This window comes from Streptomyces lichenis, from assembly GCF_023218175.1.
GTDB lineage: Bacteria > Actinomycetota > Actinomycetes > Streptomycetales > Streptomycetaceae > Streptomyces > Streptomyces lichenis.
In genome coordinates, this window is record NZ_JALPTH010000023.1 from 95,340 (window position 1) to 109,126 (window position 13,787).

At 74.4% G+C, this 13,787-nt stretch carries 13 protein-coding genes; 12 read left to right on the forward strand and 1 reads right to left on the reverse strand.

From position 1 onward, the window contains the following. The first annotated feature begins 35 nt into the window (after positions 1-35). Positions 36-1,205: a serine hydrolase domain-containing protein gene (locus M1O15_RS22310; RefSeq protein ID WP_248635887.1), complete on the forward strand. Its 1,170-nt coding sequence runs from the start codon at positions 36-38 to the stop codon at positions 1,203-1,205. A 17-nt stretch (positions 1,206-1,222) separates the two neighbouring features. On the opposite strand, the gene M1O15_RS22315 is transcribed toward M1O15_RS22310, so the two are convergent. Beyond that, positions 1,223-2,434 carry a pyridoxal phosphate-dependent aminotransferase gene (locus M1O15_RS22315; protein ID WP_248635888.1) on the reverse strand — a complete coding sequence of 404 codons (1,212 nt, stop codon included), beginning with the start codon at positions 2,432-2,434 and terminating at the stop codon, positions 1,223-1,225. A 687-nt stretch (positions 2,435-3,121) separates the two neighbouring features. Between M1O15_RS22315 and M1O15_RS22320 the strand changes: the two genes are divergently transcribed. From M1O15_RS22320 to M1O15_RS22370, 11 genes are all read left to right on the forward strand, one after another. After that, positions 3,122-3,379, forward strand: a complete 258-nt coding sequence (locus tag M1O15_RS22320) for a hypothetical protein (protein ID WP_248635889.1) — start codon at positions 3,122-3,124, stop codon at positions 3,377-3,379. Positions 3,380-3,744: 365 nt separating this feature from the next. Then, positions 3,745-4,266, forward strand: coding sequence for a DUF2617 family protein (locus M1O15_RS22325; RefSeq protein ID WP_248635890.1), 522 nt, complete (start codon positions 3,745-3,747; stop codon positions 4,264-4,266). Between the two features lie 50 nt (positions 4,267-4,316). After that, on the forward strand, positions 4,317-6,050 hold the full coding sequence (locus M1O15_RS22330) for a polyamine aminopropyltransferase (RefSeq protein WP_443735620.1): 1,734 nt from the start codon (positions 4,317-4,319) through the stop codon (positions 6,048-6,050). Positions 6,051-6,129: 79 nt separating this feature from the next. Beyond that, on the forward strand, positions 6,130-7,017 hold the full coding sequence (locus M1O15_RS22335) for an SRPBCC domain-containing protein (RefSeq protein ID WP_248635892.1): 888 nt from the start codon (positions 6,130-6,132) through the stop codon (positions 7,015-7,017). 52 nt (positions 7,018-7,069) lie between these two features. Next, the gene (locus tag M1O15_RS22340; RefSeq protein ID WP_248635893.1) at positions 7,070-7,885 is read left to right on the forward strand and encodes an aldose epimerase family protein; all 816 of its coding nucleotides are present in this window, start codon (positions 7,070-7,072) and stop codon (positions 7,883-7,885) included. A gap of 23 nt (positions 7,886-7,908) precedes the next feature. Next, complete coding sequence (pyrE, locus tag M1O15_RS22345) at positions 7,909-8,457, forward strand: orotate phosphoribosyltransferase (protein ID WP_248635894.1); 549 nt, start codon at positions 7,909-7,911, stop codon at positions 8,455-8,457. Positions 8,458-8,673: 216 nt separating this feature from the next. After that, positions 8,674-9,696 carry a class II fructose-bisphosphate aldolase gene (gene fbaA / locus M1O15_RS22350; RefSeq protein ID WP_248635895.1) on the forward strand — a complete coding sequence of 341 codons (1,023 nt, stop codon included), beginning with the start codon at positions 8,674-8,676 and terminating at the stop codon, positions 9,694-9,696. Between the two features lie 123 nt (positions 9,697-9,819). After that, positions 9,820-10,233 (forward strand): DUF3151 domain-containing protein, encoded by a 414-nt coding sequence (locus tag M1O15_RS22355; RefSeq protein WP_248635896.1) that lies wholly within the window; start codon positions 9,820-9,822, stop codon positions 10,231-10,233. Between the two features lie 223 nt (positions 10,234-10,456). Beyond that, a complete protein-coding gene (locus M1O15_RS22360) occupies positions 10,457-11,302 on the forward strand; it encodes a tryptophan 2,3-dioxygenase (RefSeq protein WP_248635897.1) in 846 nt (281 codons plus the stop codon). Further along, the gene (kynU, locus tag M1O15_RS22365; protein ID WP_248635898.1) at positions 11,295-12,539 is read left to right on the forward strand and encodes a kynureninase; all 1,245 of its coding nucleotides are present in this window, start codon (positions 11,295-11,297) and stop codon (positions 12,537-12,539) included. The genes M1O15_RS22360 and kynU overlap by 8 nt, the downstream gene beginning before the upstream one ends. Positions 12,540-12,802: 263 nt before the next feature. Continuing rightward, positions 12,803-13,693: an alpha/beta hydrolase family protein gene (locus M1O15_RS22370; RefSeq protein ID WP_248635899.1), complete on the forward strand. Its 891-nt coding sequence runs from the start codon at positions 12,803-12,805 to the stop codon at positions 13,691-13,693. Positions 13,694-13,787 lie beyond the last annotated feature (94 nt).

Genomic DNA, 13,787 nt, shown 5'->3' on the forward strand with positions numbered 1-13,787 from the left:
CAGTGCAGCAGACCGTGGAACCAGGGGGGACCACCATGCCCGTCGACACCCGTATCCGAACCCGTACCGCCGTAGCCGTCGCCCTGCTGGCCGGGCTCCTCGCCGGCGGCACCGCCCACACGGCGACCGCCGCGCCCGCCGTACCCGCCGCGCAGCTCCGGGCCGCCGCCACCGGTCCGGACGTGGCCGCGCTGGAACGGGCGATCGCCCAGGTCCCCGACGACGACGTCACCGCCGCCCTCATCCGGGTCGGCGGCGACGGCAGCTGGACCGGCACCGCCGGACTGCGCAGCCGGCACACCGGGGCGGCGGCCACCCAGGACCTGCGCTTCCGGGCCGGTTCGACCACCAAGGTGGTCACCGCCTCGATCGTCCTCCAGCTGGTCGCGGAGGGGCGCGTCGAACTGGACGCCCCCGTCACCCGCTACCTGCCCGGGCTGCTGCCCGCCTCCTTCACCGAGCCGCCGACCGTCCGCCACCTGCTCACCTGGACCAGCGGCCTCAAGGCCGGCGCGGCCCTCGGCGACACCCCCGAGGAGATGTACGCCCAGCGGTTCCGCACCCTCACCCCGCAACGGGTGGTGGCCACCGCCGTGGCCAAGGGACCGGCGTTCACCCCGGGGGAGCGGCAGGTCTACCAGAACATCGACTACACGGTGCTCGGCCTGCTGATCGAGAGGGTCACCGGCGACCGCTACGCCCATCAGGCCGAGGTCCGGGTGCTGCGGCCGCTGGGCATGCGGGACACCGGCTTCCCAGCCGGTCCCGACCCCGTCATCCACGGGCCGCACCTGCGTGCGTACGCGGAGGTCGGCGGCCGGACCGTGGACGTCACCGAGTGGAACATGTCCGACCGCTGGGCGGCCGGCGACATGATCTCCACCACCGCCGACCTGGAGAAGCTGGTGCGCGGCCTGTTCGGCGGCCGGGTGGTGCCCCGGCCGCTGCTGGACCGGATGCTCACCCTGCCGGACGTCGAGGGCGCGACCCATGGCATGGGCCTCCAGCGCTTCGTCCACGACAACGGCACGGTGATCTGGGCCAAGACCGGCTCCCGGCCCGGGTACCACACGGTGCTGGCCGCCGCCCGGGACGCGAACGGCAGGCTGACCCGTACGGTCGTCTACTCGGTGACCGCGCGAAGCGCCCGCGACGACGGCCTCGGTCTCGCCTCCCGGTTCGCCCTGCCCGCCTTCAACCGATAGCCGGCAGCCCGCACGGCTCAGAGGGCGGCCAGCCGCTTCACCGCGTCCTGGAGGACCTCGGTCCGCTTGCAGAAGGCGAAGCGGACGAAGGGGGCGCCGGCGTCCCGGTGGTCGTAGAAGACGGCGTTGGGGATGGCCACCACCCCGCAGCGCTCGGGCAGCGCCCGGCAGAAGGCGACCCCGTCGCTCTCGCCCAGCGGGCGGACGTCGGTGGTGACGAAGTAGGTGCCCTGGGGGCGGAAGACCCCGAACCCGGCCTTCGCCAGCCCGTCGGCCAGCAGGTCGCGCTTGGCCAGCAGATCGGCCCGCAGGTCGGTGAAGTAGGAGTCCGGCAGCCGCAGCGCCTCGGCCACCGCGTACTGGAACGGCCCGCCGGAGACGAAGGTGAGGTACTGCTTGGCCGCCCGCACCGCCGAGAGCAGGGCGGGCACGGCGGTCACCCAGCCGATCTTCCAGCCGGTGAAGGAGAAGGTCTTGCCGGCCGAGGAGATCGACACGGTCCGCTCGCGCATCCCGGGCAGGGCGACGATCGGCAGATGCCCGGCGGGGTCGAACACCAGGTGCTCGTAGACCTCGTCGGTGACCACCAGCAGATCGCGCTCCACGGCCAGCTCGGCGATCGCGGTCAGCTCCGCCCGGGTGAGCACGGTGCCGGTGGGGTTGTGGGGGGTGTTGAGCAGGATGAGACGGGTGCGGTCGGTGACGGCGGCCCGCAGCTCGTCCAGGTCGAGCACGAACCGGTCGCCGTCCGGGCCGGTGTGCGGCCGCAGGGTCACCGGGACCCTGCGGCCGCCGGCCATCGCGATACAGGCCGCGTACGAGTCGTAGTACGGCTCCAGCGCCACCACCTCGTCCCCCGGCTCCAGCAGCCCCAGCAGCGCCGCCGCGATCGCCTCGGTCGCCCCCGTGGTGACCAGCACCTCGGTGTCCGGGTCCCAGGTCAGCCCGTGGAAGCGCCGCTGGTGGTCGGCGACGGCGGCGCGCAGCTCCGGGACGCCGGGACCGGGCGGGTACTGGTTGCCCCGGCCGTCCCGGATGGCCCGTACGGCCGCCTCGCGGACCTCCTCGGGCCCGTCGGTGTCCGGGAAGCCCTGCCCGAGGTTGACCGCGCCGGTGGTGGTGGCGAGGGCGGACATCTCCGCGAAGATCGTGGTGCCGAACTCGGCGAGGCCGCGGTTGAGCGGCGGTCGGGGCGATCGGGACGGGGACGGCTGCGGGGCTGGTGTCATGGGCGCCATCCTGCGGCGAAGCTCTGGACTTCCTCAAGTGTGCTTGCGCGGTGCGCGGCGCGGGGACGACCGTCATGCCACACCCGCGCCGACCGGGCGCGGGGGGCGGACAGACGGGGGACAGGGCTGTGCTGACCTGGGTTCTTGCGGGGATCGCGGTGGCGATCGTGGTGGGTGTGGTGGTGGCGGTGCTGCGCGGCCCGGAGGGCTCGGGCGAGGACAGCTGGTGGGTGGCGGAGACCCGGCCGCGCGTCCACACCGGCAAGCGGACGGGGGCGGGCCGTACGGGGTCGGGGTCGGGGACGGATGTGTCGAGTGCCGGGGCGCTGCTGGTGCTGGACGCGGGGACGTCGGACGGCCCGGCCGGTGACGGAGGGGACGGACGGGACGGGGCAGGAGACGGTGGGTCGGGGGCGGATGCGGGCGGCGGATCGGACGGGCACGCGTCGTCCTCCCCGTCCGACTCCCCTTCGTCCTCGTCCTCGTCTTCGTCCGACTCCTCTTCGTCCTCCTCGTCCTGTTCGTCCTCGTCGTCGTGCTCCTCGTGCGGCGGGGGTGGGGGCGGGTGCAGCTGAGCCGCCGGGGCGAAAGCTCTGGATTCGCTCAATTCGCGATTGGCGCGGGTGGCCGGCCGGGCATCCCCCGGACACAGAACACACGAGGGACGGACAGACGGGGGTGGGAGCGATGACGTTCGTCATCATCATGGCCGGTGTGATCGTGTTGACCGGGTTCCTGATCGCGGTGAGCAGGGCCGGCAGCGTCTCGACGTCCGGGGCGAGGAAGCCCCGTCGGCGCGGCTCCTCGGGCGGCGGCTGGTGGGCCGGGGGCGACGGCGGCTCAAGCTGCGGTTCGGGCGGGCACTCCTGCGGCGGCGGCTCCTGCGGCGGGGGCAGCTCCTGCGGCGGCGGGGGCGGGGGCGGCGGATGCGGTGGCGGCAACTGAGACAGGCCGCCCGCGCGGAATCACCGGGGCGCCCGGTCGGACAACTCCGGCCGGGCGTCCTGCCGTTTGCCTTCCTGCCGGCGGGCCGGTCGGGCGGGTCCGGTTCCCGGCGCGCCGGTGGTTCAACGGTGAACACCTGAACCGGCGGGTCCCCCGGTGGGTGGAAACCGCGTCAAGTGGGGTAAAAACGCTGTGAGTCCGCGCGCGGTTCGTGATTCGCTCGCTGTCGACACCATTCCGGCCCCTGGGCGGCCGGGACCGCTCCCGGCCGTGCCCGGAGCGGTGACGCCCGACGCCCGAGCCCCATCGCTTCTGCCGGGAACCCCCGGCCCATCCCCGTCTCACCGTGTGTGCGGAGCCGACCCATGCTCACGACGCTGAACACCTCCTATACCGATACCCGCGCCGCGGACCTGGCCTGGGCGCTCGGCCAGGAGCCACTGCCCGCCCTTGCCGTACTCGACCTCGAACTCGCCGGTGCCCGGCTCCAGCTGCGGCTTCTCGGTGCCTCGCACCAGGTGCTGCTGGAGGAGGCGGGCGGCCGCTGTTCGGAGACGGTCGCCTGCATCCCCGGGAGCAGCACCCCGCTGCCGCTGGGGGTGTCGAAGCGGCTGGGGGAGTACGAGTACGAGTTCGCCGCCCGCGTCGAGACGCTGGGACCCGGCTCCTTCGCGGGCCGCGCCCAGGAGTTGCTGGCCCTGGTGGCCGACCACCCCAACGGGCTGGCCGGCACGTTCCCCGGTTCCCCGCACGCCTTCACCGCGATGCTGGCGCACCGTCACGAGGGCCAGGTCCGCTGGCGCACCTGGCACGCCTACCCCCAGGAGGGGCAGCTCGTCGCGACCAGAACCAGCGTGGCCGTACGTATGCACGCGGGCGCGAGATAGACCCTTGTGGGTGACAAAGAGCAACACAGATGTGACGTAGCGTTGCTTGTGTGATCGACGCACCACAGGGGGCAACGCAGGGCGTACCGAAACGCGGGCCATCCGGTCAGGGCGCGACGAGTGCCTCGGATACGAGGAGTGCCTCGGACACGGGGCCGGCGGCGGGGGCGGGAGACTCGGCGCAGGCTGGACAGGGGCCGGGCGCGCGGCCCCGTTCGGCCCGGCTGCTGGTGCTCGCGGCGGTCTTCGTCTGCGCCGCCTGCGGCCTGGTGTACGAGCTGGAGCTGGTCGCCCTCGCCTCGTATCTGGCGGGCGACTCGGTCACCCACGCCTCGGTCGTGCTCTCGGTGATGGTCTTCGCGATGGGGCTCGGCTCGCTGCTCGCCAAGCGGCTGGTGTGCCGGGCGGCGGTGGGCTTCGGCCTGGTGGAGGCCGCCCTGGCGCTGGTCGGCGGCTGCTCGGCGCTGGTGCTCTACGCGGCCTTCGCCTGGGTCGGCGCCTCCCGGGTCCCGCTGGTGGTGTTCTCGCTGGCCATCGGGGTGCTGATCGGCGCCGAGGTGCCGCTGCTGATGACGCTCATCCAGCGGGTCTCGCGCCGGCGCGGCCCGGACGCCGGGGCCGCTTCGGCCGCCTCGGCCGAGCAGGACGCCGGGGGCGCGGTGGCGGACCTGTTCGCCGCCGACTACGTGGGCGCGCTGGTCGGCGGGCTCGCCTTCCCCTTTCTGCTGCTGCCCTGGCTGGGGCAGCTCACCAGCGCGCTGGCCACCGGCGCGGTCAACGCGGTGGCGGGTGCCGTGCTGGTGTTCTGGCTGTTCGGGCGGGATCTGACGGCCCGGCAGAAGTGGCTGCTGCTGGCGGTGAACGGCACGGTGCTGCTGGTGCTGGCCACCACCGCCCTGCTGGTGGCGGACTTCGAGCGGGCGGCGCGCCGCGCGGTCTACGGGGACGCGGTGCGGGTCGCCGTGCACACCGGCGTCCAGGAGGTGGTGCTGGCGGGCCCGCCGGGCGAGCCGCCGGACCTCTTCCTGGACGGCCGGCTGCGGGTGCGCGGCCATGACGAGCGGCGCTACCACCGGGCCCTGGTGCACCCCGCGATGCGCGGCCCGCACGCCCGGGTGCTGGTGCTCGGCGGCGGTGACGGGCTCGCCCTGCGCGAGGTGCTGGGTTACCGCGACGTGGCGGCGGTGACGGTGGTGGAGCTGGACCCGGGCGTGGTGCGGGTGGCCCGTACCGACCCCGCGCTGACCCGGCTGAACCGCCGGGCGTACGCGGACCCCCGGGTGCGGGTGGTGCACGCCGACGCGTTCGTCTGGCTGCGCCGGGCCGCCGCCGCACCCGCCACCCCCCGGTTCGACGTGGTCGTCTCCGACCTGCCCGACCCGGAGTCGACCGCCGGCGCCAAGCTGTACTCGCAGGAGTTCTACGGGCTGGCCGCCCGTTCGCTGGCCGACAGCGGCCGGCTGGTGGTGCACGCCGGGGCGCCGTCCGCGCGGCCCCGCGTCTTCTGGACGGTGGACGCCACCCTGCGGGCGGCCGGCTTCGCCACCCGTCTCTACCGGGCCTCGGCCGCCCCGCCTCCCCCCTTCCCGTACCACCCGGGGCACCCCTCGGCGCACGGGCGGGTGGCCCGGGGCGCCCCGGCCGACTGGGGGTTCGTGCTGGCCGCCCGCGGTGGCTCGGCCCCGCTGCGGTCGGTGGACGGCCCCGGGACGGACGCCGTCGCGGGCCCGCCCGCCGCCGGCATCCGCCCCTCGACCCTGGTCCATCCGCGTTACGCCGAGTAAAGGCGGTACGGACACACGTACGGACATGCCTGGGGACATGGGCAGACGTGTGCGCCGGTCGTGGGTAGGCTCGGGATCCATGGAGCATGAGGTGTTCGTTCCGGTTGCCGAAGAGACCCTTCGAGCCGTGCTGGCGGATCCCGCCCGCCTGGCACCCTGCGTCCCGGGCCTCCAGCAGGACGCGGACGCGTCGGCGGGGCCGCTGTCCGGCCGCCTCAAGGTGCGGGCCGGAGGGCACTCGATCACCTACCGGGGCGCGCTGCGGGTGGCCGCCGGGGAGGACGGCTCCTACACCGTCGAGGGCGAGGGCGAGGAGGTCCGCGGCACCGGCGCGGCCACGCTGGCGCTCACCGTGCGGCTGGCCCCGGTCGAGGGCGGGACGACTCTGCACTTCGCCGGCACCACCACCGCGGACGGCCGGCTCGCGGAGCTGCCCGACGACACCGCCGTCGCCGCCGCGCACCGGCTGCTGGACCGTTTCGCCGAGTCGCTCACCGAGGTCGCGACGGGGGCGGACGAGTCGCGGTCCGGCGCCGACTCGGGCTCGGTGTTCGACGCGCCGGTGCCGCCGCCCGCGCTCGACCCGGGGGCGGACGCGGAGTTCGACGAAGACAGGGCCGAGGGGCTTTCCGGGCCCGGGCTGCCCGGGGCCGGGATTCCGGGCGGCGGCTCGATCGGCGATGGAGTGGGGGACGAGTTGGAGGACGAGGTCGGGGACGGGCTGGACGGCGGGCTGAGTGACCCGCCGGCCCCGGACCAGCCCGTGGAGGCGGCCCACGCCCGCCGAACGATGATCGGCCGCAGCGCGGAGGAGGTGGACCACGCCCCGCCGCGCGGACGGTACGCGCCGACGCCCGGCCCGGAGGCCGCCACCGCCACGGCCACCCTGCGCTGGCTGGTGCCCGCCGCCGCGGCCGCCGTCGCCTCGGCCGTGGTGATCGGACGCGCGCTGCGCCGCCGGAGGTAGCCCCCCTCGGCCCGGGCGCCCGTCGGCGCCGCCCCCAGTAGGGTCGGGCAGTGTGACGAACAGCAGCAGTAGCAGCAGCGGACAGCACGTCAGGCTCGGTGCGGGGGACGCCGAGGTGACGGTGGATCCGGGGAACGGCTGCCGGATCAGCAGCCTGCGGGTCGGCGGCACCGAACTCCTCCGCCAGGGCGAGCGGTACGGCTGCTTCCCGATGGTGCCGTGGTGCGGGCGGATCGCCGAGGGCGTCTTCCGCGACGGGGCGACCGAGCACCGGATGCCGCTCAACGCCCCGCCGCACGCCATCCACGGCACCGGACGGGACACCGCCTGGCGCACCGCGCGGGCCGACGCCACCGAGGCGTCCTTCGTCTACGACCTCGCCGAGCCCTGGCCGTACTCGGGCCGGGTGACCCAGACCTTCGAGCTCACCGAGGACGCGCTGACGCTCCGGCTGGGCGTGGAGACCTACGCCGACTCCTTCCCGGCCCAGGTGGGCTGGCACCCCTGGTTCCGCCGCACCCTCGACGGCGGCGAGGAGGCGGTGCTGGACTTCGCCCCCGCCTGGCAGGAGGAGCGCGGCGCCGACCACATCCCCACCGGCCGCCGGATCGATCCCCGCCCCGGCCCCTGGGACGACTGCTTCGGCATGCCCGACGGCGTGGCCGCCACCCTCACCTGGCCCGGCCGGCTGGAGCTGACGGTGACCAGCCGCGCCCGGTGGGTGGTGGTGTACGACGAGCAGGAGGCCGCGATCTGCGTCGAGCCGCAGTCCGGCCCGCCCAACGGGCTCAACACCGCGCCCCACCTGGTCACCCCCATCGAGCCGCTGGAGCTGGCCGCCACCTTCGCCTGGCGACGGCCTGTCTAGTCAGGCCGCCTAAGCTCGGAGCCATGACTGACGTACGAGCCGATCTGCTCCAGCAGATCAAGGACAAGGCCGTGGTGCACGGCAAGGTGACCCTCTCCTCGGGCCTGGAGGCCGACTACTACGTCGACCTGCGCCGCATCACCCTGGACGGCCAGGCCTCGCCGCTCGTCGGACAGGTCATGCTCGATCTGACCGCCGACCTGGAGTTCGACGCGGTCGGCGGCCTCACCCTGGGCGCCGACCCGGTGGCCACCGCCATGCTGCACGCCTCCGCGGCCCGCGGCCGCACCCTGGACGCCTTCGTGGTCCGCAAGGCGGCCAAGGCCCATGGAATGCAGCGCCGGGTCGAGGGACCGGACATCACGGGCCGCCGGGTGCTGGTGGTCGAGGACACCTCCACCACCGGCGGCTCCCCGCTGACCGCGGTGGAGGCGGTGCGCGAGGCCGGAGCGGAGGTGGTCGCGGTCGCCACCATCGTGGACCGGGCCACCGGTGCCGCCGAGAAGATCAGTGAGACGGCGGGCGTCCCGTACCGCTACGCCTTCGCGCTGGACGAGCTCGGCCTCGCCTGAGACCCGCTGTACGGGTGGGGGCGGCATGTTTCACGTGAAACATGCCGCCCCCACCCGTATGCCCCACTCGGGTGCCCTTTTCGGCCGCCGCCCGGTGGCCGCTCGGGCGCCGGGTGGACCCTCCGGGGCCATCTGGAAAGATGGGGGCGACGATGACGTCGCCCCCAGGTCAGGGACACCAACGCAACACCACCCGCGGATCACAAGGAGCGGACCATGCCCATCGCAACCCCCGAGATCTACAACGAGATGCTCGACCGGGCGAAGGCAGGCAAGTTCGCCTACCCGGCCATCAACGTCACCTCGTCGCAGACCCTGCACGCCGCGCTGCGCGGTTTCGCGGAGGCCGAGAGCGACGGCATCATCCAGATCTCGACCGGTGGTGCGGAGTTCCTGGGCGGTCAGCACAGCAAGGACATGGTCACCGGCGCGGTCGCGCTGGCCGAGTTCGCGCACATCGTCGCCAAGAAGTACGACATCACCGTGGCGCTGCACACCGACCACTGCCCCAAGGACAAGCTGGACGGCTATGTACGTCCGCTGATCGAGGTCTCCGCCGAGCGGGTGGCCCGCGGTGAGAACCCGCTCTTCCAGTCCCACATGTGGGACGGCTCCGCCGAGACCCTGGCCGACAACCTGGCCATCGGCCAGGAACTGCTGGCCAAGGCCGCCGCCGCCAAGATCATCCTTGAGGTCGAGATCACCCCGACCGGTGGCGAGGAGGACGGCGTCACCCACGAGATCAACGACGAGCTGTACACCACCGTCGAGGACGCCATCCGCACCGCCGAGGCGCTCGGCCTGGGCGAGAAGGGCCGCTATCTGCTGGCCGCCTCCTTCGGCAATGTGCACGGCGTCTACAAGCCGGGCAACGTGGTGCTCCGCCCCGAGCTGCTGAAGGACCTCCAGGAGGGTGTGGCCGCCAAGTACGGCAAGGCCGACCCGTTCGACTTCGTCTTCCACGGCGGCTCCGGCTCCACCGCCGAGGAGATCACCACCGCGCTGGAGAACGGCGTGGTGAAGATGAACCTGGACACCGACACCCAGTACGCCTTCACCCGCCCGGTCGCGGCCCACATGTTCAAGAACTACGACGGTGTGCTGAAGGTGGACGGCGAGGTCGGCAACAAGAAGACCTACGACCCGCGCACCTGGGGCAAGCTGGCCGAGGAGTCCATGGCCAAGCGGGTCGCCGAGGCCTGCGCCGCGCTGCGCTCCACCGGCACCAAGCTGAAGTGACACCCGTAGGACTTCCGTAGGACCCCGCGAACGGGCCCGGCACCGATGGACGACGGTGCCGGGCCCGTGGCATAGGCGGACGCGGTGCCGGGCCCGCGGTTCAGGTGGGTGACACTGGGGGGCATGGCCATCCACGAGAACCTGCTGGGGGGACCGCCCCCCACCCGTCTGCCCGACGATCCCGAGCCGCGTGAGCTGCTGGCCGCCGGCACCGCCCCCTCGGACGTCGCGGCGAAGTACCCCGCCTCCTCACTCGCCTGGGCGCAGCTCGCCGACGACGCCTTCGAGGGCGGCCGGGTCGTCGAGTCGTACGCCTACGCCCGGACGGGCTACCACCGGGGCCTGGACTCCCTGCGGCGCAGCGGCTGGAAGGGACACGGCCCGGTGCCCTGGGAGCACGAGCCGAACCGCGGTTTCCTGCGGGCCCTGCACGCCCTCGCCCGGGCCGCCGGCGCCATCGGGGAGCAGGAGGAGTTCGCGCGCTGCTCGCAGTTCCTGCGGGACTCCTCGCCGCTCGCCGCCGACACCCTGGGCTGAGCGCGGGGGACGGTCCACGAAGCCCCGGGTGCGATCGCGCGCCCGGGGCTTCGCGCGTTCCGGATCGCGCCCCGGCTCGCACACACGGTCGGGCGAACCGTGTCATGATGCGATCGGGGCCGCCGTAGCACCGAGGGTGGCGGGGCCCCGAGGGGACCGGGGCTCTCCAGTCGACTGGACGGAGCGGACCGCTACCCGGTAGCACGCATTGATGGAGACAGCGATGTCTACTGCCCCCGATGCCGCAGCGGCCGGTTCGGACACCCCGAACCTGGACTTCGCCGGCACCACGCCGTACGAGGACTACGTCCAGGCGGACGTCCTCACCCACCTCCAGCATCCGCTCTCGGACGACCCGGGCGAGATGGTCTTCCTGGTGACGACCCAGGTCATGGAGTTGTGGTTCACCGTCATCGTCCACGAGTGGGAGACCGCGAGCCGCGCGCTGCGCGAGGACCGGATCCCGGTGGCGCGGGACGCGCTGAAGCGGTCGGTGCGCGAGCTGGAGGCGCTGAACGCCTCCTGGACGCCGCTCGGCCAGCTCACCCCCGCGCAGTTCAACTCCTACCGCGCCGCGCTGGGCGAGGGCTCCGGCTTCCAGTCCGCGATGTACCGGCGGATGGAGTTCCTGCTCGGCGACAAGTCGGCGTCCATGCTGGTGCCGCACCGGGGCGCACCCCGGGTCCACGCCGAGCTGGAGAAGGCGCTCCAGGAGCCGAGCCTGTACGACGAGGTGCTGCGGCTGCTGGCCCGGCGCGGGCTGCCGGTGCCGCGCGAGGTGCTGGACCGGGACCTGTCCCAGCGGTACGAGCCGTCCCCGGCCGTGGAGGAGATCTGGGCCGGCATCTACGCCGACCCGGACCAGAACGGCGAGCTGATCCGGCTCGGCGAGGCGCTCACCGATGTCGGGGAGCTGGTCTGGCGATGGCGCAACGACCATCTGATGGCCACCCGCCGGGCGATGGGCTCCAAGACCGGCACCGGCGGTTCGGCGGGCGTGGCCTGGCTGGAGAAGCGCGCCCGGAAGAACGTCTTCCCCGAGCTGTGGACGGCGCGCAGCCATGTCTGAGATCGCAGGGACATCTGTGGCCGAGGGGCTGGGCGACCGCGCGCGGGAGCTGGACGCGGTCGACCCGCTCGCCGGGCACCGCAAGCTGTTCGCGCTGGACGAGGAGACCGTCTATCTGGACGGCAACTCGCTGGGGGCGCTGCCCGCGCACGTGCCCGCCCGGATGGCGGAGGTGATCGGCCGGGAGTGGGGCGAGCTGCGGATCCGCTCCTGGGACGAGAGCGGCTGGTGGACCGCGCCGGAGCGGATCGGCGACCGTATCGCCCCGCTGGTCGGCGCCGCGCCCGGGCAGATCGTGGTCGGCGACTCCACCAGCGTCAACGTCTTCAAGGCGGTCGTGGCGGCGGTCCGGCTGGCGGGGGAGGGGCGGGACGAGATCCTGGTCGACGCCACCACCTTCCCCACCGACGGCTACCTCGCCGCGTCCGCCGCCCGGCTGACCGGGAAGCGGCTGGTCCCGGTGGCCCCGGGCGAGGCGGCCTCGGCGGTGGGGCCGGGTACGGCGGCGGTGCTGCTCAACCACGTCGACTACCGGACCGGCCGGCTGCACGACCTGCCGGGCATCACGGCCGCCGTCCGGGCCGCCGGGGCGCTGGCGATCTGGGACCTGTGCCACAGCGCCGGGGCGCTGCCGGTCGGGCTGGACGCGCACGGCGTGGACCTGGCGGTGGGCTGCACGTACAAGTACCTCAACGGCGGGCCGGGCGCCCCGGCCTTCCTGTACGTGGCCGAGCGCCACCAGGCGGCCTTCGACTCGCCGCTGCCCGGCTGGACCTCGCACGCCGACCCGTTCGGGACGACCCCCGAGTACGCGGCGGCGGACGGCGCGGTACGCGGCCGGGTCGGCACCCCCGACATCCTCTCGATGCTGGCGCTGGAAGCGGCGCTGGACGTGTGGGACGGGGTCGCGGTGGAGGCGGTACGGGCCAAGAGCCTGGCGCTGACGGACTTCTTCCTGGAGTGCGTCGCCGCGTACGTCCCGGCGGGGCGGGTCGTCCCGGTCACCCCCGAGGTCCACGCCGAGCGCGGCAGCCAGGTCTCGCTGAGCTGCCCGGAGGCGCCGGAGGTGATGCGGCGGCTGATCGAGCGCGGTGTGGTGGGCGACCTGCGCCGCCCGGATGTGCTGCGGTTCGGCTTCACCCCGCTGTACGTGGGCTTCGCGGACGCCGAGCGGGCGGCGCGGGCGCTGGCCGAGGTGCTGGCGGAGGTCCCGGCCGGGGCCCGAGGCGCCTCGTAGCGCCGGGCACCCGTAGCGGCGGACTCCCGCCCCGAGGCCCGGACCGCGGCAGGCGAGCGGTCCGGGCCTTCGGGTGCGGGGAGGGTGCTTGTCCGGAGTGTCCTCCGGGTCCGGGGAGTGCGGGGACGGCCGCTGTCCCGACGGCCCTCCGCCCCGGCGCACCGGCAGCAGCGCACCGGCGGCCCGTCCCCGTGATCGGTCCGCCCTGGTACCGTCCCCGCAGCCCAGGCCGGTCCGGCCCCGTCACCGAAAGGCTCCGCCGCATGCCCGATGCCGCCGCCCGCGAGGCCGCCCGCGACGCCGCCGAGGAGGCGTCGGCCTTCTCGCACCCGGCCGTCGCCCCGGACTCCACCGCCGCCTACGGCGACCGCCCCGACCAGGTCGTGGACTTCTACGCGCCCCGGGGCGGCGGGTCCGGAGGGCGGGCGCCGCTCGTCGCGGTGCTGCACGGCGGCGCCTGGCGGGCCCGGTTCGACCGCCGGCACATCACCCCGTTCGCGGACTTCCTGGCCCGGCGCGGGTTCGCCGTCGCCACCGTCGAGTACCGGCGGGGCGGCGCCGAGGGCGGGACGGCGCCGGACGGCGAACCGCTCGCGGGGCGCTGGCCGGAGACCTTCGACGACACGGCCGCCGCACTGGACGCCCTGCCCGGCCTCGCCGAGCGGCACCTGCCCGACGCCGACCCCCGGCGGCTGGTGCTCACCGGCCACTCGGCGGGCGGGCACCTGGTGCTGTGGGCGGCCGCCCGGCACGTACTGCCGTCCGGTTCCCCGTGGCGGCTGCCGGAGCCGCCCGCACTGCGCGGGGTGGTCGCCCTGGCGCCGCTCGCGCACCTCGGCCGCGCCGCCGAGCTGGAGCTGTGCGGGGGAGCGGTGCGGCAGCTCCTCGGCACGGGCGGCCTCTTCGAGGAGCGCGCCGCGCACGCCGATCCGGCGGCCCTGCTGCCGACCGGCATCGCCACCACCCTCGTCCAGGGCCGCGCGGACACCGTCGTCCCGGCCGAGGTCGCCGAGGCCTACGCGGACGCGGCGGCCGCGGCGGGCGAGAGCGCCGGTCTCACGCTGCTGGACGGGGTCGGCCACTTCCCGCTGATCGACCCGGCCGCGGACGCCTGCGCGGTGGTCGCCGAGGAGATCGCCCAACTCGCCTGGTGAGGATCCGCTCGCCTGGCGTAGCACCTGGTCACCGCGTAGTACCTGGGACGGACGCGGAAGGATCCGTATCCAAGGTGACGACCGCGTCCCCGTC